Source organism: Phormidium sp. FACHB-1136 (assembly GCF_014697375.1).
Classification (GTDB): domain Bacteria; phylum Cyanobacteriota; class Cyanobacteriia; order Phormidesmidales; family Phormidesmidaceae; genus Nodosilinea.
Window position 1 is genome coordinate 18,661 of the sequence record NZ_JACJRS010000008.1, and the last position, 17,801, is coordinate 36,461.

Annotated in this window: 14 protein-coding genes; 8 read left to right on the forward strand and 6 right to left on the reverse strand. The window is 58.0% G+C overall.

Annotated elements, in window-relative coordinates; translation table 11 throughout:
- Window positions 1-102: 102 nt before the first annotated feature.
- Both H6G62_RS04050 and H6G62_RS04055 read right to left on the reverse strand, forming a co-directional pair.
- Window positions 103-1,701, reverse strand: a complete 1,599-nt coding sequence (locus tag H6G62_RS04050) for an NAD(P)H-quinone oxidoreductase subunit 4 (protein WP_190492838.1) — start codon at window positions 1,699-1,701, stop codon at window positions 103-105.
- 406 nt (window positions 1,702-2,107) lie between these two features.
- Window positions 2,108-4,183 carry an NAD(P)H-quinone oxidoreductase subunit 5 gene (locus tag H6G62_RS04055; protein ID WP_190492839.1) on the reverse strand — a complete coding sequence of 692 codons (2,076 nt, stop codon included), beginning with the start codon at window positions 4,181-4,183 and terminating at the stop codon, window positions 2,108-2,110.
- Window positions 4,184-4,605: 422 nt separating this feature from the next.
- On the opposite strand from H6G62_RS04055, the gene tsaB reads away from it, so the two are divergent.
- The 5 genes from tsaB to H6G62_RS04080 all read left to right on the forward strand — a co-directional run bounded on the left by tsaB (window position 4,606) and on the right by H6G62_RS04080 (window position 8,356).
- Window positions 4,606-5,277 carry a tRNA (adenosine(37)-N6)-threonylcarbamoyltransferase complex dimerization subunit type 1 TsaB gene (gene tsaB / locus H6G62_RS04060; RefSeq protein WP_242051815.1) on the forward strand — a complete coding sequence of 224 codons (672 nt, stop codon included), beginning with the start codon at window positions 4,606-4,608 and terminating at the stop codon, window positions 5,275-5,277.
- Between the two features lie 521 nt (window positions 5,278-5,798).
- Window positions 5,799-6,263, forward strand: a complete 465-nt coding sequence (locus tag H6G62_RS04065; RefSeq protein ID WP_190492840.1) for a hypothetical protein — start codon at window positions 5,799-5,801, stop codon at window positions 6,261-6,263.
- A 145-nt stretch (window positions 6,264-6,408) separates the two neighbouring features.
- Complete coding sequence (locus tag H6G62_RS04070; protein WP_190492841.1) at window positions 6,409-6,861, forward strand: hypothetical protein; 453 nt, start codon at window positions 6,409-6,411, stop codon at window positions 6,859-6,861.
- Between the two features lie 105 nt (window positions 6,862-6,966).
- Window positions 6,967-7,386 (forward strand): OsmC family protein, encoded by a 420-nt coding sequence (locus H6G62_RS04075; protein ID WP_190492842.1) that lies wholly within the window; start codon window positions 6,967-6,969, stop codon window positions 7,384-7,386.
- 250 nt (window positions 7,387-7,636) lie between these two features.
- On the forward strand, window positions 7,637-8,356 hold the full coding sequence (locus H6G62_RS04080) for a response regulator transcription factor (RefSeq protein WP_190492843.1): 720 nt from the start codon (window positions 7,637-7,639) through the stop codon (window positions 8,354-8,356).
- A gap of 21 nt (window positions 8,357-8,377) precedes the next feature.
- On the opposite strand, the gene H6G62_RS04085 is transcribed toward H6G62_RS04080, so the two are convergent.
- Entirely contained in the window at window positions 8,378-9,613 is a 1,236-nt protein-coding gene (locus H6G62_RS04085; protein WP_242051816.1) for a hypothetical protein, read from the reverse strand.
- A gap of 592 nt (window positions 9,614-10,205) precedes the next feature.
- Between H6G62_RS04085 and H6G62_RS04090 the strand changes: the two genes are divergently transcribed.
- From H6G62_RS04090 to H6G62_RS04100, 3 genes are all read left to right on the forward strand, one after another.
- Window positions 10,206-10,895 carry a response regulator gene (locus tag H6G62_RS04090; RefSeq protein WP_190492844.1) on the forward strand — a complete coding sequence of 230 codons (690 nt, stop codon included), beginning with the start codon at window positions 10,206-10,208 and terminating at the stop codon, window positions 10,893-10,895.
- 52 nt (window positions 10,896-10,947) lie between these two features.
- Window positions 10,948-12,678, forward strand: coding sequence for an EAL domain-containing protein (locus H6G62_RS04095; protein ID WP_190492845.1), 1,731 nt, complete (start codon window positions 10,948-10,950; stop codon window positions 12,676-12,678).
- A 166-nt stretch (window positions 12,679-12,844) separates the two neighbouring features.
- On the forward strand, window positions 12,845-13,975 hold the full coding sequence (locus H6G62_RS04100) for a response regulator (RefSeq protein WP_190492846.1): 1,131 nt from the start codon (window positions 12,845-12,847) through the stop codon (window positions 13,973-13,975).
- A 91-nt stretch (window positions 13,976-14,066) separates the two neighbouring features.
- Here the strand turns inward: H6G62_RS04100 and H6G62_RS04105 are convergent, their stop codons facing one another.
- The 3 genes from H6G62_RS04105 to H6G62_RS04115 all read right to left on the reverse strand — a co-directional run bounded on the left by H6G62_RS04105 (window position 14,067) and on the right by H6G62_RS04115 (window position 17,795).
- On the reverse strand, window positions 14,067-15,671 hold the full coding sequence (locus tag H6G62_RS04105) for a TM0106 family RecB-like putative nuclease (RefSeq protein WP_347239289.1): 1,605 nt from the start codon (window positions 15,669-15,671) through the stop codon (window positions 14,067-14,069).
- A gap of 327 nt (window positions 15,672-15,998) precedes the next feature.
- Entirely contained in the window at window positions 15,999-17,039 is a 1,041-nt protein-coding gene (locus tag H6G62_RS04110; RefSeq protein WP_190492847.1) for an agmatinase family protein, read from the reverse strand.
- Window positions 17,040-17,129: 90 nt separating this feature from the next.
- Window positions 17,130-17,795, reverse strand: a complete 666-nt coding sequence (locus H6G62_RS04115) for a DUF938 domain-containing protein (protein WP_242051817.1) — start codon at window positions 17,793-17,795, stop codon at window positions 17,130-17,132.
- Window positions 17,796-17,801 lie beyond the last annotated feature (6 nt).

Genomic DNA, 17,801 nt, shown 5'->3' on the forward strand with positions numbered 1-17,801 from the left:
AAACACCCGATACCCTGGGTGCCCCGTAATTTAAGACTCTTTAACGCAAAAAGGCGGGTCGTCCAAGGACAAACCCGCCTAGATGAGACATAACCAGACGATCTAGACTCCAGGTTCGCCCACCGAGGGCGCTTTGAGCACAGGCAACGCCGCCAGAGGCACCGTCAGTTCCGCCGTATCGCCCTGGGAGACAAACACCTGGTTGAGGCGAGTGTTTAGCTTTTCGGTGGTGGAGTCGTAGATTTGGGTCAGCATTTTGGGATAGAGACCAAAGCCGATGATCGGCACCAGCAGACAGGCGATGATGAACACCTCGCGGGGTTCGGCATCCACCAGTTCTTCGTGTTCCACCAGTTCCTTGTTTTCGGGGCCGTAGAAGATTTCCCGCAGCATGGAAAGCAGGTAGATGGGGGTGAGAATCACGCCAATGGCCATAAAGGTGATGGCAACCAGCCGGAAGGTGAGGCTGTAGGCATCGCTGGTGGCAAAGCCGACAAACACCATCAGCTCGGCCACAAAGCCGCTCATCCCCGGTAGGGCCAGGGAGGCCAGGGAGCAGGCGGTGAACATGGCGAAGATTTTGGGCATTTTCTTACCCACGCCGCCCATTTCTTCCAAAATTAGGGTGTGGGTGCGGTCGTAGGTGGCCCCCACCAGGAAGAACAGGCTAGCCCCAATCAGCCCGTGGGACACCATTTGCAGCACCGCCCCGCTCAGGCCCAGGTTGGTGAAGGAGGCAATCCCAATAAGCACAAAGCCCATGTGGGAAATGGAGGAGTAGGCGATTTTGCGCTTGAGGTTGCGCTGGGCAAAGGAGGTCAACGCTGCATAGACGATATTAACGCAGCCCAAAATCACCAGAACTGGCGCGAAATAGGCGTGGGCCTCGGGCAGCATGCCAAAGTTCATGCGAATTAGGGCATAGCCGCCCATTTTCAGCAGAATACCCGCCAGCAGCATGTGTACCGGGGCCGTCGCTTCCCCGTGGGCATCGGGTAGCCAGGTGTGGAGGGGAATAATCGGCAGCTTAACGGCGTAGGCGATCAGGAAGGCCCCGTAGAGCAGCAGTTGCAGCCGCATCGGGTAGACCTTTTCCGCTAGGGCGGTCATGTCAAAGGTGACGGTGTCGCCGTAGAAGGCCATCGCCAGCGCCGCCACCAGTATAAACAGCGACCCACCCGCCGTATACAGAATGAACTTGGTCGCCGCGTAGAGGCGCTTTTTGCCGCCCCAAATCGACAGCAGCAGGTACACCGGGATCAGCTCCAGTTCCCAGAACAGGAAGAACAGCAGCATATCCTGTACCGCAAACACCCCAATCTGGCCGCTATACATAGCCAGCAGCAGGAAGTAAAAGAACTTCGGCTTGAGGGTGACGGGCCACGCTGCCAACGCCGCCAGGGTGGTGATAAACCCGGTCAGCAAAATCAGCGGCATCGACAGGCCATCGGCCCCCAGCGACCACTTCAGATCAAGCTGGGGTACCCAGGTATAGCTCTCCACAAGCTGGAGACCGGGGTTGCTGAAGTCGTAATTGAGGTAAAAGGCGGTGACGATCAACACAAAGTCGATCAACCCCACCACGAGGGCATACCAACGCACCGTCTTGCCGTTGTCGTCGGGCAAAAAGGGAATGGCAATGCAGGCCACCAAGGGCAGCAGGGTAACGGTGGTTAACCAAGGAAAAGTCGCGAGGTCCATAAAGCTGTTTCTCGTCGCGGTTTGTCAAAGGGGCATGGTGTCGGGGAGACATTCTGCCGGGAGGCTGGCCTTGCTTGTATCTGGCCTTGCTTGTATCTAACGGGAAAATTTTGAAAATGGGGAGAAATTGAAACAGTTTTTATACGAAAGAAGGAAATGAAAGGGTGATCCCCCTAAATCCCCGGAGCCCTCACCCTAAATCCCTCTCCCAACATGGGAGAGGGACTTTGAAGAAGGTAGGGTGGGCACTGCCCACCTGAGATCTCGTCATCATCGGCCAATATCTGGGAGATCCCCCTAAATCCCCCTTAGAAAGGGGGACTTTGAGTCCGGTTCCCCCCTTCATAAGGGGGGCTAGGGGGGATCCTCCAGGGACTAGGCAATGGTGGGCAGTGCCCACCCTACGTTAGGTCACACCCGACAGCAGCACCAGTCCGAGGACGGCCCCAAACACAATCAGGGCATAGAACTGGGCGCGGCCATTTTCCAGGTACTTCAGCCCTTCCCCGGTGATCAGGGTGACGAAGCCCGCCAGGTTGACTAGACCATCCACGATGCGGATGTCGATTTCCAGGACTTGCTTGGCCAGCTTGCGGCTGCCCTGGACGAAAACCACCTCGTAAATATCGTCCACGTACCACTTGTTGAGCGACAGGTTGTACAGGAAGGGGATCTTGGCGGCGATGGCCTTGGGATCGATGGCCTTGGTGCGATACATCAGCACCGCCACGATGATGCCCACGGTGGCGATGGCTACGGAGCTACCCGCCATCAGGGCAAACTCGCTGAGGTCGAAGGCTTCGGCGGCTTCGGCGGCATCAAACACCTCGCTGGGGGGATGGATGAACGCCTCGAAGTAGTTGGCGAAGGGGGTTCCCACCAGACCTACCAGTACCGAGGGCACCGCCAGGGCCACCAGCGGGAAGACCATGGAAAGGGGCGATTCGTGGGGTTCGTGGGCGTGGTGATGATCGTGGTCGTCGTGGCCATGATCATCGGCATCGAGGGTCAGCTCTTGGGGGTTCATCGCCCCAGGGCCAAGGGAGAGGCCCATCTTTTGCAGTTGTGCCCGCTTCAGGTCGCTGCGGATGCCTTCGTCGTTGCCGCGAAACTCGCCCTCAAAGGTCGAGAAGTACATGCGGAACATGTAGAAGGCGGTGATCCCCGCCGTCAGCCAGCCCACCGCCCAGAGGACGGGGCTAGCGGCAAAGGTTGCGCCCAGGATCTCATCCTTCGACCAGAATCCGGCGAAGGGGGGGATCCCGCAAATGGCCAGAGTCCCGATCAAAAAGGTAATCGCCGTGACGGGCATATACTTCCGCAGACCGCCCATCAGTCGCATATCTTGCGCCAAGACGGGATCGTGGCCCACCACCGCTTCCATGCCGTGGATGACGGAGCCGGAACCGAGGAACAGCATGGCCTTGAAGTAGGCGTGGGTCATCAGGTGGAACAGACCCGCCGAGTATGCGCCAACGCCCATGGCCATTACCATGTAGCCCAACTGGGACATGGTGGAGTAGGCGAGGCCCTTCTTAATGTCGTTTTGGGTGATGGCGATGGAGGCCCCCATGAAGGCGGTAAACGCACCCGTGTAGGCAATCACGTTCATCACCGTGGGGATTTCCTCGAACACGGGGTACATCCGCGCCACCAGAAACACCCCTGCCGCCACCATCGTGGCCGCGTGGATCAGGGCCGAAATCGGGGTGGGGCCTTCCATGGCGTCGGGTAGCCACACATGGAGAGGGAACTGGGCTGACTTGGCCACGGGGCCGAGGAACACCAGCACCGCAAAAATCGCGGCAATGCTGGGGGCAAGGCTACCCACGTTCACCAGTTCCGTCAGCCGTTCGCCCATGATGTCGAACTCGAAGCTGCCCGTAGCCCAAAACAGGCCGAGGATGCCCAGCAGCAGGCCAAAGTCGCCCACCCGGTTGGTGACGAACGCCTTTTGGCAGGCATCGGCGGCGGGCTTGCGGTTGTACCAAAAGCCAATCAGCAGGTAGGAACACATCCCCACCAGCTCCCAAAATACATAGACCTGAAGCAGGTTGGGGCTGATGACCAGACCCAGCATGGAGGAGCTAAACAGGCTGAGGTAGGCGTAAAACCGCACATAGCCCGGATCGTGGCTCATGTAGCCATCGGTGTAGATCATCACCAAAAAGGCCACGGTGGTGACGATCACCAACATCAACGAGGCCAGGTGATCAACGGTGTAGCCCATCTCGATGCGGAAGTCTCCCGCCGAGGCCCACTCAAACATTTGGGTGTAGGCGGGGTGGCCCTGCACCTGGCTCCAAAAGATTAAGAACGAAAACACCATCGCCATCCCGGTGAGGGAGACGATGAAGATAGCGGACGCTTGCCGCAGTTTGTTGGTGGCTTGGCTGTAGGACACAAGCCCCGTGCCCACCACCGCCGCCCCAATCAAGGGCAGCACGGGCACTAGCCAAGCGTATTGATATAGAAGTTCCATCGAGTCCATTGTGACTGCCTACTCCAAGAGCTGAGGTGAGTTGGCAAAAAACCGCTTACATTTTGACATACCCGCACCCAGGGAATAATGAGATTAACAACACTATTTGGGCGAAAGGTCTCATATTTCAATCCGTTTTTCCCCTAAATCGGCTTATTCTAGATTACCTGAATCCCTTGTCGTAGGGTTATTGTGGCGATTCGGCTGCCCAGACCTCTAATTCTTAAGAAAGATGTTTGTTTTGGGGAGTAAGGGATCAAAAACATTCTTTCTATCTCAACAATCCTTGGGATAGAAGAAAGTCAATTGAAAGCAGTCAATTAGCGGGGATCGCAGGATCGACCCATGCCCATCGACGGGTTGGCCCTAGTCCTGGCGGGCGCGGCAACCGCGCCCCTACAGTTTTCCGCTGGATCTATGGCATGATAGCGACGACCGGGGGCAAAGCCCCATCCGCGAACCGTTTCCCTATGATTGGTTTGGCCATCCACACCTCCAGTCCGGCCCTGGGCTTGGCGCTCAGCGATTTTGAACAGATCACCCGCACCCAGACTTGGAACTTTGGCCGCGACCTCTCCATGCACCTGCACACCACCCTGGCGGACTTTGTACAGCCCTACGCCTGGGCGGATCTCTCCTTTTTAGCGGTGGCCCGTGGCCCTGGGGGCTTCACCGGAACCCGTATTGGCGTTGTTACCGCCCGCACCCTAGCCCAGCAGTTGAATATTCCGCTGTTTGGGGTCTCCAGCCTTGCCGCCCTAGCCCAGTCGGTGGTGGAGCAACGCCCTGATCTCGATCCCGCCACCGTCCTAGCTGTAGACCTCAAAGCCCAGCGGGAGATGCGCTTCACCGCCCTCTACCAGCCCACCCCCGATGGATTGAAGACCCTGCAAGCGGAACAGGTGGTCTCTCCCGCCCAATGGCAACAGACCTTAGCCGAATTTTCTGGCCCCATCCAGGCCGTCACTGCCACCGAGGACATGGCCCAAACGGTGACCCAAGTCCTGTCCCTGGCTTATCAGGATTGGCAGGCTGGTCACAGACCTCACTGGGCCGAGGTGGTACCCTACTACGGCCAACATCCCGTAGACTGACGATCTTCATCTCACGATTAACCCGAAGGCTCTAGCTGTCGGTTGCCAACGGTTGTTCTGGGAAGTCTGTCCACCACTACCATCGATACCCGACGAACGCACGGGCCAGAACAGTCGCTATGGGATAGAGGATGTCGCCTTGATCTCGTTTAGCGTGTTCTTCACCCAACCCCCCTCCTTTTTGGCCTATCAACGTAGGATCAGTCGATCACAAAGTCCCCGCAGCCCTCACCCAGCCCCTCTCCCACGAGGTGAGGGCTGAATCGCGGCACAAGGGCACGTTTGTGATCTACTGGGGTTGTCTTAGCAGGCCGCACCCGCTAGCAGTCCTGCCCAATACTAGCTGAATGGCCATAGTGAGAATTGCTGCCGCTATCCCCGCTATCCTCAGGACAACCCCGTATCCATCGCTAGGTGGGTATCAATATTTACCTTATAAGTGAAGGGCTACTGAGTAGGCTAGGATAAAATAAAGCCCCAGGGTCTTGCTTCTCTGTCTTGCCCGCCATTGATCTGTTCCCATGTCACTCCCGGTTGCTGTGTCCCACCGCCTAGGTCATCCCTGGATTCTGCTGTTGCTGGTTTTGGGGATGGTGTTTTGGGGCTGGTGGCTGGCGGCGTTAGCGCTGCCCTGGGGGCCGATCCTTGGTCTTGGCCTCATCTTGGTTTACCTGCTGGGTGTGGGCATGGGAGGGGTAATTCCGGCCAGTGTCTTTTGTTCGATGGGGGTGGCGGCGTTGGTCGCTCTAGACTATTTCCCCGAATTTTGGCCAATGAATCTGCACTACAAGTACTGGGCCTTGACCATCATGGTGCTCTGGTCGGCGGCCTTAGGCTATATCTGTCTAGTGGGGAAGCAGGGGAGCGACCTGCGGCAACGCCCTTCCCGCGACCGCCAGTGGGGACGAGGGATCACCCTGGGGATGATGCTTTTGGCGATGCAAGGGGGGCGTTGGATCTACCAAACCGGGTGGCCCTTGGGCTAGGCGTTGGGAGGTCAGGCGAGGGATTGCCAGCCAGCAGGGAGGCCATGGGGTAGGTGGGAACAGCCCTGTGGGGGAGTGACGGGCAGGGATCAGGCATCAGGAAATCGCAGCAATTCAGAGATCACGAGGTTCAGAGGTCAATCAAATGTCCCATCAACCCCAGTTTGCGGCGGAGAAGCACCGTCAGTCCCCTGGCCCTCAGCCTGTGGGGCGTCCCCTCACCCCCGATCATTACCTGGATCAAATGACTCCATCGGTGCGCGATAGCCTCACCCCCGACCAATGGGCCGAAGTTAGCCGTGTGGTCAATCTCGCCCTGCCCAAGCCCTCCCCCAAGCTGATTGATCTCCGGATGGATATTGACCTTTTGATCAGCCGCTACTACATCGTGATCATGGTGGGCAAAGATCGACGGCGTTCGGCTCGGCCCCCAGTGATTTCTCCCGTTACTCGCTGGGTGAACTGGGTGGCGGCGGTGCTGCTGCTGCTCGGCTTTAACTTGGCCGTCAGCGTTGGGCTGTTCCTTCTCGCCTACCTACTAAAGTCGGCCCTAGGCATTAATCTGCTCCCTGGCCATTTTCGTGGTTTTGGCAATTAACCCCCCTGGCTGTGGCTACGGCTTATCTATAGGTTTCAACTGCTGCGTTGGCAGTAGGGACGCTTGGTATAAGAATTAGGTATCTCTTGACGGCGGAGGACGCGGATGACGACCAAGACCATTGTGCTACAACAGCTTTGTGGCCATCGATTTGTAGGGCAAAACGAGACCGGGGATCGGATTTTGGTGGATGGCGACCAGCCCGCCATTGGCCCCAAACCCACCGACCTGTTGCTAGCCGCCTTGGGGTCTTGCACCGCCTACGATGTGATTGACATTATGGCCAAAAAACGCCAGCCCCTCGCCCGCTACCGCATCGAAGTGACGGGCACCCAAGCCGACACCCATCCCCGCCGCTTTACCCACATCACCGTGACCCACTATGGGGCTGGCCCAGCGGTGACCGAATCCGCCCTAGCGCGATCCGCCGAACTGTCCCATAGCCGCTACTGTGCCGTGGCCGCTAGCCTCAACGCCGACATTGTGGTCAACACGGTGGTGGAACCCTGGAAAGACGACGCCTAGGTCAGCCTTGCCGTTGCGGCCTAGCCCAGAAAAGGGACATGGGCATGGGTTTTTACGGAGATTAGCATGGCATCTTCATAAACATCTCTAGTAAGCTAGGGAATTATGCGGCCAGTGATGGCGGAAATGGTGCAAAACCCTGGAAGAATGTTACGCTATCTTGCCCTTTCCTAGGATAAGGGCCAAGGAATCGCCTGCGGTTCCCTCTAAAAGTTTATCCTTGCAGCCCACTTAGACCAAAGGTGTAACCATGGCGGAGGCCAAAATCCTGGTTGTTGACGACGATCCTGCCATTCGCAACTTGATTTACCGCTTTTTGGCGAAGCAGAACTACACGATGGAGGCCGCTGAGGACGGGAAAAAGGCGCTGGCGCTGTTTGAGCAGTTTACCCCCGACCTGGTCATTCTAGACGTGAACCTACCCGACACCAACGGCTACGACCTCTGCAAGGAGATGCAGTCGCGCACGGGGGTGTTTGTGCTGATGCTAACCAGTCGCACCGACGAAGCGGACAAAATTCGTGGGTTTTCGGAGGGGGCCGACGACTACCTGACCAAGCCCTTTAGCCTGCTGGAATTGGAGGTGCGGGTGGGGGCCATCCTCAAGCGCCAACGTCCGGTCACCAATGCCGAACAGCAGTGTCTCACCTTTAATCGCCTGGTGATCGACCCGGTGCGGCGGGAGGTGATGCTGCGGGATGAGATGGTGCCCCTGACCGCCCTGGAGTTTGACCTGTTGCACTTTTTGGCCAGCCATCCGGGGCGGGTGTGGCGACGGGCCGAACTGATCCAAAAGGTGTGGGACTACGACTATGTGGGCGACCAGCGGGTGGTCGATGTCCATGTGGGCCAAATCCGCAAAAAAATTGAGAAGGATACCAATGAGCCCGCCCTGATCCAAACGGTGCGGGGGGTGGGCTACAAATTCGAGCCCCCCGAGGGTGGCGGGGATGCCCAGGTTTCGGCCTAGGGGCATCGGATTGCCGCCCACCTAGGGTTTATCCTCCGCCCGCGTTCCTTGGTTGCGATAGTCCCAGGCTCCCTTGAGCAATTTGCTCCAGGTGCGGTGGACTTTTTTGGGCGTCCAGCCTAGGGTTTGGGCAAGGTCGGCATCATCGGCTTGGCCTTGGCGGCGTTTGAGGTCAATCAACCGCCGTTGATCGGCGGGCAGACTGGCCAAAAAGCCCTGCCATTGATCCGGCGTCATCCCCAGGCTGGCCTCCAGGTTGGCCCCAAGCCACTGGTGGACCAAATCCCACTCGTGCTGCTGGGAAAATTTTTCGACGTGGTACTTAAACCGCTGCTGTAGGTAGTCTCGCTGGCGGGGGGAAAGGCCCAGAATGTCGTCAATTTCGGCGGCGGAGCAATCCTCCAGCTTCAGCACCAAATAATCGATGCAGTCCGTCTGGTTTTGGGCTTTAAAGTAATCCACCAGGGCGTTAATCACCCGGTCTCGCATGACGGCTTCCCCCGGATCGTAGGCGTCGGTTTTGAGTTTTTCGCGAACCTGCTGCACCACGGAACTACGGGCATAGGTTTCCGCCTCCTCCAACTTCGCCCCCTCGCTCACCAGGCCCATATCCACGGCGGTTTCGGCGGGCTGACGACGGCTAAAGGCTTGGGCACGGAGCACAATCAACTGCTGGCTCTGGCGACCGGGTAGGGCAATGCGGCGTTTGGCATACTGCTCGCTAAAGGCCATGTATTCCGCCAGTTCCAACTGGGTACGTGGCGTGTAGGTGGTGGGCAGATGGTGTTCCCGTCGAAAGGCATTCAGCACCTCGATGTAAAAGGTTTGCATGAAGTCTTCAATCAGGGCGTAGCGACCCTGGAAGCTGAGGTAGCTTTCCTTGGGGGCCACATGGCGATAGACGATGGCGCTGAGGCTGCTGTGGAGATCCACCCGCCCCTGGCGAGATCCCGCCTCGTAGTAGGTCAAGCATTTATCGACCCGGTGACGCACCAAGGCCTGCTGCCAGTGGTGCACATCTCCCGACGCCTGAATGCGGTCACTGCGATGGCAAATGCGATCCACCTCCGCCGCCAGCCGCGCCGCCACGCCCCCTAGCCCACCGGGCCGACGACCGAGGCGATTCTCAAAGAGCTGGTCAATGGCCTGGGTCAATGCCCCTAACTCCCCGCCCACTGGCTCAGGGGAGGAATGGGAGGGAGGGGGAGACCCTGGGGGAAATGCCGCCATAGTACAGCCAGTAGATGCAGTCTTCATAGATACCCAATCCTAGCAACGACACCGAAAGGAGAACCATCCCGGCGAAAATTGCGCCGTGGTCATCTGTTCTATCAGCATCCTCAATCTGGCCCAGGGAATTTCGGCGGGCCTGTGTCAGTGATGAAATTGGCTTCCGGACGGCATCTCATCGACCCTGAATCGGTTTTTGTCCCTGGCCTTGGCCTCTTGCGCCCAACGTAACAACTTGTGAATGACCGGGCTCCGTAGCCTCCTCCGTGACCTAAGTAGATACGCTGGGTCATGGGGCTGTTTGTAACCAAGCCGTTACTACGGCCCGTCTGTAGCCCCGATTTTTCCCCTCGCCTCTCCGTATTACGGAAGCCTCCCTCCCTTCGCTGACGGTTATACCTAGGCCGTAGTAGCGAACGGCTGGGAAAAGGTGAGGATGGCAAAGCGGCCAGTGTCTCAGACAATGGGCATGGGCGGTCGCCCATTGTCTGGGACGGGGTGTCATAAACCTTTAAGTTTGCGCTGCATATTTTCCGTCAATATCGGGCAACTTAGAGATGGGCTGAGATTAAGGATGACCCGCACCGTACTGTCTGCACCGCATTTTACGAGGCTAACAATGACTAAAATTCTGGTAATTGAGGACGAAAAAGGGGTTCAAGATAATGTCATTGATATCCTCCAACTGGAAGGATTCAAGGTGATTTCGGCGGATAACGGCTTGTTGGGTGTGCTGATGGCGCGGGCCGAGCAGCCCAATTTGATTATCTGCGACATTATGATGCCCGAACTGGATGGCTACGGGGTGCTAGAACAACTGCGTCAGGATCCCACTACGGCCACCATTCCCTTCATCTTTTTAACCGCCAAGGCCGAAACGGTGGATCTGCGTCAGGGGATGGAATCGGGGGCCGATGACTACTTAACCAAGCCCTTTACCCCTCTAGAACTGAGAAAAGCCGTTGCCGTTCGCTTGCAAAAGCAGGCTGTGATGATGGAAAAATACAATCAGGAGCGGGAGCGGGCCTTGAAGTATCAGCGAGAGGTACAGGAACGACAAACCCTGATTGAAACCCAGGAGGACTTTCTGCGCAAGATCATTGTCGATTTGCGGGATCCCCTCTCCAATATCAACATTGCCATTCAACTCTTGGCCACTAGCGAGGATGAGGCGGTGCGGGAACGCTACCTGAATATTCTCAGGGAAGAATGTTCGCGGGAGATTATGATGCTAAACCAGATGTCCCAACTGCAAGACCTGATTTCTCCCAAGAACCTCAAACTCCTGAGCCAATTCAAGCTCATTTAATCCGGGAGATCAATCCGTTGTTTGTATCGTTTGGTAACGCCCTAGAGGCTCCATGACAAAAATTCTAATTATTGAAGATGAACCCTTCATCCGGGAAAATCTGGAGGATATTCTGAGCCTAGAGGGGTTTGAGACCTTGGCCGCCACCGATGGCCTTGTGGGGATTCAACTGGCGCAGCAAGCCCTACCGGATTTGATCATTTGCGACATTATGATGCCCTACGGAGACGGCTATGACGTGATTACCGCCCTGCGGGAAGTCCCCCAAACCGAAGCCATTCCGTTTATTTTCCTTACGGCCAAAGCCGACCGGGCCAGCCTCCGCCAGGGCATGACCCTAGGGGCGGACGACTACCTCACCAAACCCTTTACCCCCCAGGAGGTGCTGGAATCGGTGCGGGCGCGGCTGAGGAAAGCCACGGCCCAAACCCAGCTTTACCAAAGCCAAATCCACCATCTGTCTACCGAACTGGAATTTCACCGTGCCCACGATGCCCTCACGGGGTTGCCCAACCGGGTGGCCCTCGCCGCTTGCTTTCAAACCCTTATTACCCGCATCCGAGGAACGCAGCAACATCTTGCCCTGCTCTATTTCACCTTTGACCAGTTGGCCTCTATTCGAGCGGCCCTCGGATCCGATCTCAGTGTGGCCCTGGTGCAGCAGATTGGCCAACGGTTAACCGCTGCCTCCCAGGGCGGGGGCATGGCCTACATCAGCGATCACCAGTTCGCCATGGTGATGGGGCCAAGTCCTACCCTGTCCCAGGCCCAGACCTGGGCCGAGGCGGTGGCCCAGGTGTTCGATGCCCCCATTACCCTGGAGGATCACAATCTCTTTCTCATCCCCAAAATTGGGGTGGCGATCTATCCCCAGGATGGGGTCAGCTTCGACACGCTACTGCTGGAGGCGGAAATGGCCGCGACGGGGTTGCCAGAACAGGGAGATCGGCCCGTCAGTTTCTATTCGACCGATTTACATCAGCAGGTGAAGTATCGCTTTTCCATGGAGGCCGACCTCCACCATGCCCTAGACCGCCAGGAGTTCCAGATCTACTACCAGCCCCAGATTGATCTCAAAACCCAAACCCTGGCGGGGGCCGAGGCGCTGATGCGATGGTTTCATCCGGTGCGGGGGAATATTTCTCCGGCCCACTTTATCCCCATTGCCGAGGCAACAGACCTGATGGTGCCCATCGGGGAATGGGTCTTGCGCACCGCCTGTGAACAGGTGCAGCGGTGGCCCCACTACCCCACCAATGCCCTGATCTCCGTGAACCTTTCCCCACGGCAGTTTGCGGCCCCCGACCTACGGGAAACCATCACCCAGGTGTTGGCCCAAACGGGGCTGCCCCCCCATCGTCTGGAGTTGGAAATTACCGAAACGGTGCTGATGCAGGATACCAGTTTGGCCCAGCACCTCCTCCGAGATCTGAAGGACAGCGGCATTCACATTGCCATTGATGATTTTGGGGTGGGCTATTCTTCGTTTCAATACCTCAGCCAGTTTGCCCTCAGTACCCTCAAAATTGATCGGTGCTTTGTGCATCATTTGGCCTCTCGCCCTAAAAACCAGACCCTGGTCGCGGCCATGATTCAGATGGCCCATGATCTGGGGCTGAAGGTGGTGGCCGAAGGGGTAGAAACCGAAGCCGACCTGGCCTGTTTGCAGTCCATTGAGTGCGACATTGTCCAGGGCTACTGGTATAGCCCACCGCTCAGCGCCGAAGCCTTTGAACAGGGCTATGCGGCCACCCCATCGGCCACCCGACAGTCTTTGCGGTAGTTGGGCTGGCCATGGTTCCCCTATCCATCTCGGTGCTTGGGTCACGCTGTTCCTGGCGTTGGCCCCCGTCTAAACCCAACGCGAAACAACGTTCAACAGCGCGACCCCCAGCGCGACCCATCGATCTAAATTCCCTGTAGTGTTCCAATCAAGGACGACCCACACCATGAAAAAGATTTTAGTCATCGAAGATGATCTTCAGGTTCAAGACAATATCTACGACATTTTGAGCCTGGAGGATTTCTATACCGTCACCGCCTCAGACGGAGCCGAGGGGCTAGCCCTCGCTAAGGAGGAAAAGCCCGATCTGATCATCTGCGACATTATGATGCCCCAGATGGATGGCTATGCGGTGCTTGCCGCCCTGCGCGATGCTGAAGAAACGGCGGCTATTCCCTTTATCTTTCTTACCGCCAAGGCCGACCGGGCCGATCTGCGCCAGGGAATGGCCCTCGGAGCTGATGACTACCTGACCAAACCCTTCACCCCCGATGAACTGCGTCAGGCCGTGGCCGCTCGCCTTGCCCGCCAAGAAAACCAGCAGCAACAAACCCAGCGCCAGGTGGATAAGCTGCGGGACACCATTTCCTACGCCCTGCCCTACGAACTCAACACCCCCCTAGTTGGCATTATCAATGGCGCACACCTGCTGCGCACGGGCTACAGCACCATGGATAAGAAGGAAATTGAGGAACTCCTGGATGCCATTGAAACCTCCGGCAACAAACTCTACTCCCTCATTCAGAACTTCATTACCTACGCCGATCTGGAACTGGCTACCGCCAACCCCGAAACCGTCGAGAAACTGCGGCAGCGCACCGAACCCTGCCTCACCACCCCCATCATCCAAGCCGCCGCCCTGCAAAAGGCCAAGGAGGTCAACCGTCAGGCCGATCTTCAGCTTGAACTGGAGGATGCCTACGTTGCTATTTCCGACTGGCGGCTGAAAAAAGTAGTGCAAGAAATTGTGGATAATGCCTTTAAGTTTTCCCCCGCCGGGAACCCGGTTAAGGTGATTAGCCGCATTCAAGAGGCCCATCTGCATCTTTTTGTGATTGACCAAGGTCGGGGGATGGATGCAGATCAAGTTCGCGCCATTGGGGCCTATATGCAGTTCCATCGCCAGATCTACGAACGTCCCGGCAATGGTCTGGGCCTTGCCATCGCCAAACTCACGATGGCCCTCTATGGCGGTGAACTCGACATCGAAAGCTTTGTGGGCCAGCAAACCACCGTCCGCATGACCCTCCCCATCGCCCAGGATGTTGTCCATAGCAACGGCCATTCGGTGGCCTAGGGTCATCGGCCACGTCGCCAGCGGGCGAGGTTATCTCGCCCCTACCGTGGGTTAGGTAACGTCCCCTACAATTCCGAAGGGATGGGATCGGCTAGGGTGCCCCGTTGGCGGTGTAGAGGCGTTCCCAGTGGGGTTCTGCAAAATTGGCCAGCCACTCCCGGACATGGTAGGTGGCACGGCAGTCGTCTTCGTTGTAGCGCAGGATGGCATCGAGGTAGGTGCGGTCTCCGGTTTCGGCCCAGGCGTTGTACCAACAGATGGACTGGGCACCGTTGGCCCCTTCGTCGCGCCAGTCGAAGCCCATCCAGCGGGCAATGTGCTTCAGGGCGTAGCTTTCGATGGGGAGGGTAACCCCGTCCGTCACGCACTTGTGAATATCAAAAAAACGGCTGAGTAGCGTGTCGATGTGGCGATTGTGGGTGCCGTAGCGTTGGCCCAATTTGCGCACCGTCTGGGCTTCGTAGGGGCAAAAGTGGTAGACCGGGGAGTCAGGATAGGCATGTACTAGGTCGAGGAAGTCCTTCCAGGCCCGTCGTTCTTCGGCGTGGCTTTCCGCTAGCAGGGCATGAAAGGTCTCTTCTCCGGTGAGGCGGTTGACCACGAGCACCCCGTGCAGGTAAATCAGGTTTTGGTCGGGGGCAGATTCAATGTCGAAAAATAGCTCAATTTCCGCCTCCGGTAAGTCCTCTGGCCAGAGGGGGAACCCATGGGGGGATTGGGAATCGGTGCGGGGGATGGCGCGGTTGTCCATTAGGGCTTGGGCTTGGTGCACCAGCTTTTCGGCCACGGGTTCGCCAAAGCCAGGGAGGGGGGCGAGGTAGGCAGGCGACGTTTGGGCGAGGGTGGCGACGGTGGTGATGTGGTGCTGGCGCAGAAACTCGTAGCGGGCGGGGGTCACTCCGGGCAGCAGGGACAGGTGGCGCTGGGCCTTGGCCTCGCCATAGCAATGGCCAAACCAGTGGCAGAGGTCGCAGCGGCTATGGGAAATAAACAGTTCCGGGGTCTGGGGCGATCTGAGGTCTTGCAGGCAGTGGTTGAGGGTGTCTTGCAACTTGAGTACCAGCCGCCCCAAATCGATGGGATACCGCTGACCATCACGCAGGGCCAAGTAACTGTGCTCCGGCCACACCCCCTGCACCCGCGACAGCACGTAGGCATGGTAGGTCGCCACCACTTGATAATCTAGCTTGGGCTTTTTGCCGAGCTTAATGTCGATGGGGGCGTAGGTCCAGTCTCCCCAGCAAGACCAGCCCGGTTGTTTAATCAGCAGGTCGGGCTGGCTGACGAACTGCACCTCCGCCACCGGGGAGGGCATGACCAACACCGCCCGGTGAATGGTCTCTACCCCTTGGGCCATCAAGTCGCGGGTGGCCTTGGCTCCAGCGGCCCAGTCGCCTGGATTAAACGGGGGCCGATGGATGGGTTGAAAGTCTTGCAAGACCTCGTGCCGATGGTCGGTGCTGTCCTGGCGCAGCTTCAACAAATAGTCGGAGGGGGGATCCTGCTGGCTGGGATCGCCATAGATGTCTAAAAAGGCCCGCCGATGGCAGCGCTGATAGTGAAACAGCATCTCATCGGTGAGCCAGCGAATGTAGGACTGGGATTGTGGCGCGATAGCCTCAGCCGGAAACCTCAGGGGGCTTCCGGAACGCCCCCCGGCATGGCTACGTGATGGCAGGGGGGCACTAGCAGACAAGGTTCGAGGTAACGCAAAAACAAGGGAGAGGTAGACGGGGGGTAGATCGCATCCTCCGAGGGGCGACGCCCGTCACCTGCCCACAGGCCATCTGGTTCTGGCCCTGGGGTTGGTGGTGAGTAGGGTCGTAATTGCCCATGGAACGATGGTCTATCCCTTAAACAATAGGGTGAAGGAAAACGGTGCGACTAGGCTCTACCTAGGGTATCTCTTGGTGATTTAGCACAGGTATACCAAGGTAGGCTGTTATTTCTAGCATGGTATACCTTTTTTTGGCGAACGAAAACCACCGGACATCGATTGCGGTGGGATTCGTTAGAGCGGGGTCTAGCGAATCCCCATCAGGCCGCAGAGTTTATAAACGATTCTGGCCCCCACGTTGCCGTCCCATTCGCCATCCCCGGTTTCCGAGAGGTCGAAGCCGATAATCTGCCGCCCGCTACGCACCACCTGGCGCAGTAAATAAAAGACCTCTTCCAACTCCAACCCACCCGGAACCGGGGTACCCGTATGGGGGCACAGCTTGGGGTCAAGGCCATCCACATCCACGCTGACATAGACCTGATCCGGCAGGTGAGCCACCATGGTTTCGCACTGATCCCGCCAGGTCATGCCTTGGTAGCGGTTGTCCTTGAGGGTGGCGTCGTCGTAGGTGATGATGCGGCCCTGGGATTGCTCAATCAGCGCCACCTCGTCGTGGCACACATCCCGAATGCCCACCTGCACGAATTGGATGATTTGGGGCAAGGCTAGGGCATTGTACATGATCGAGGCGTGGGAATAGCGGAACCCCTGGTAGGCTTGGCGTAGATCGGCGTGGGCATCGATGTGAAGGATGCCAAAATCGTGGTGGCGTTCGGCCAAGGCTCGTAGATAGCCCAGGGGCACGCTGTGGTCGCCGCCAATGACCCCCACCCGCTTGCCCTGGTCGAGGGCTTGGCAGGTTTGGCCATAGAGCCAGCCGTTCATCTGTTCGCAGGCGTGGTTGACCTGGTTGAGAGCGTCTTGCAGGAGAGGTTGGCTGGCAATATCAATGCCCTTTTCCGTGGCCTGAATCACCCGCTGGGCGGTCTCCCGCATTTGGTTGTTCAACTGGTGGAGGTGCTGGGGGATGGGCGGCATAAAAATGCCCTGCCGCCAGCCCTCCGGGTTATCTCGGTCGTAGAGGTCGAGTTGGGGAGAGGCTTCTAGCACCCGCTGCGGCCCCTGGGCGGTGCCCTCGTGGTAGGACACCGTGACCTCCCATGGCACCCCAAACACAATCGTGCTGGCCTCTTCATAGGTGCAGGGCAGGCCATAGAGATTGCCATTGTCTAGGCCAACGCCGCTAGGGTCAAAGGTTTCGAGGCTGCTGGGATGGGTCGTCATGGCGCTATCCGAATATCCCTCTGATCCTACCGATATTTGGAGAACTCGCGGCACAGATGACCCATGGGAATCTTAATCCTTGCCCCGTGATCAGGCCCGAAACACCACCGATAGATTATTGGCAGGCATGGCCACGGTTTCCACGCAGCGCAGCCCCACCGCTTCGGCCTCGGCCACCACGGCTTCCAAATCTCGCACCCCCCAGGCGGGGTTTTGGGCCTGGAGGCTTTGGTCGAAGGCTGCATTGCTGGGGGCGGTGTGTTGCCCACCCTGTTTGAAGGGGCCATAGAGATACAGTACCCCGCCCTCCGGTAGCAGGCGTCCGGCTCCGGCCATCAGCCCCAGGCAGGCGTCCCAGGGGGCAATGTGTACCATGTTGATGTTGACGATGGCGGTGATCGGATGCTGGGCCAAATCCACCCCCAGGTCAGCGGCAGGATCTTCCACAGGCCAGGACGTTTGCCGTGCATCCAGGGCCAGGGGCGGGTGTAGATTGGCCGATGGTTCCGCCGTTTGCCAAGCCAAAATACTCTGGCGGGCCAAGGGCTCAGGATCGGACGGGAGCCATTGCCGGGGAGCCAACCGAGGCGCAAAAAACACCCCATGTTCTCCAGTGCCGCTGGAAATTTCGAGCACCGTACCGCTGGACGGCAACACCCGTTCTAATACCGCCAAAATGGGTTCGCGGTTGCGCTGGGTGGCGGGGGCATGGCGGCGGGCATCAGCCAGGTCATCCATGGGGGTGGCGTAGGGCATTCTAGT

Bases quoted from the DNA above. Each gene is read 5' to 3' on its own strand.
- H6G62_RS04050 (WP_190492838.1), bottom strand. From the start codon at position 1,701: ATGGACCTCGCGACTTTTCCTTGGTTAACCACCGTTACCCTGCTGCCC.
- H6G62_RS04055 (WP_190492839.1), bottom strand. From the start codon at position 4,183: ATGGAACTTCTATATCAATACGCTTGGCTAGTGCCCGTGCTGCCCTTG.
- tsaB (WP_242051815.1), top strand. From the start codon at position 4,606: ATGATAGCGACGACCGGGGGCAAAGCCCCATCCGCGAACCGTTTCCCT.
- H6G62_RS04065 (WP_190492840.1), top strand. From the start codon at position 5,799: ATGTCACTCCCGGTTGCTGTGTCCCACCGCCTAGGTCATCCCTGGATT.
- H6G62_RS04070 (WP_190492841.1), top strand. From the start codon at position 6,409: ATGTCCCATCAACCCCAGTTTGCGGCGGAGAAGCACCGTCAGTCCCCT.
- H6G62_RS04075 (WP_190492842.1), top strand. From the start codon at position 6,967: ATGACGACCAAGACCATTGTGCTACAACAGCTTTGTGGCCATCGATTT.
- H6G62_RS04080 (WP_190492843.1), top strand. From the start codon at position 7,637: ATGGCGGAGGCCAAAATCCTGGTTGTTGACGACGATCCTGCCATTCGC.
- H6G62_RS04085 (WP_242051816.1), bottom strand. From the start codon at position 9,613: ATGAAGACTGCATCTACTGGCTGTACTATGGCGGCATTTCCCCCAGGG.
- H6G62_RS04090 (WP_190492844.1), top strand. From the start codon at position 10,206: ATGACTAAAATTCTGGTAATTGAGGACGAAAAAGGGGTTCAAGATAAT.
- H6G62_RS04095 (WP_190492845.1), top strand. From the start codon at position 10,948: ATGACAAAAATTCTAATTATTGAAGATGAACCCTTCATCCGGGAAAAT.
- H6G62_RS04100 (WP_190492846.1), top strand. From the start codon at position 12,845: ATGAAAAAGATTTTAGTCATCGAAGATGATCTTCAGGTTCAAGACAAT.
- H6G62_RS04110 (WP_190492847.1), bottom strand. From the start codon at position 17,039: ATGACGACCCATCCCAGCAGCCTCGAAACCTTTGACCCTAGCGGCGTT.
- H6G62_RS04115 (WP_242051817.1), bottom strand. From the start codon at position 17,795: ATGCCCTACGCCACCCCCATGGATGACCTGGCTGATGCCCGCCGCCAT.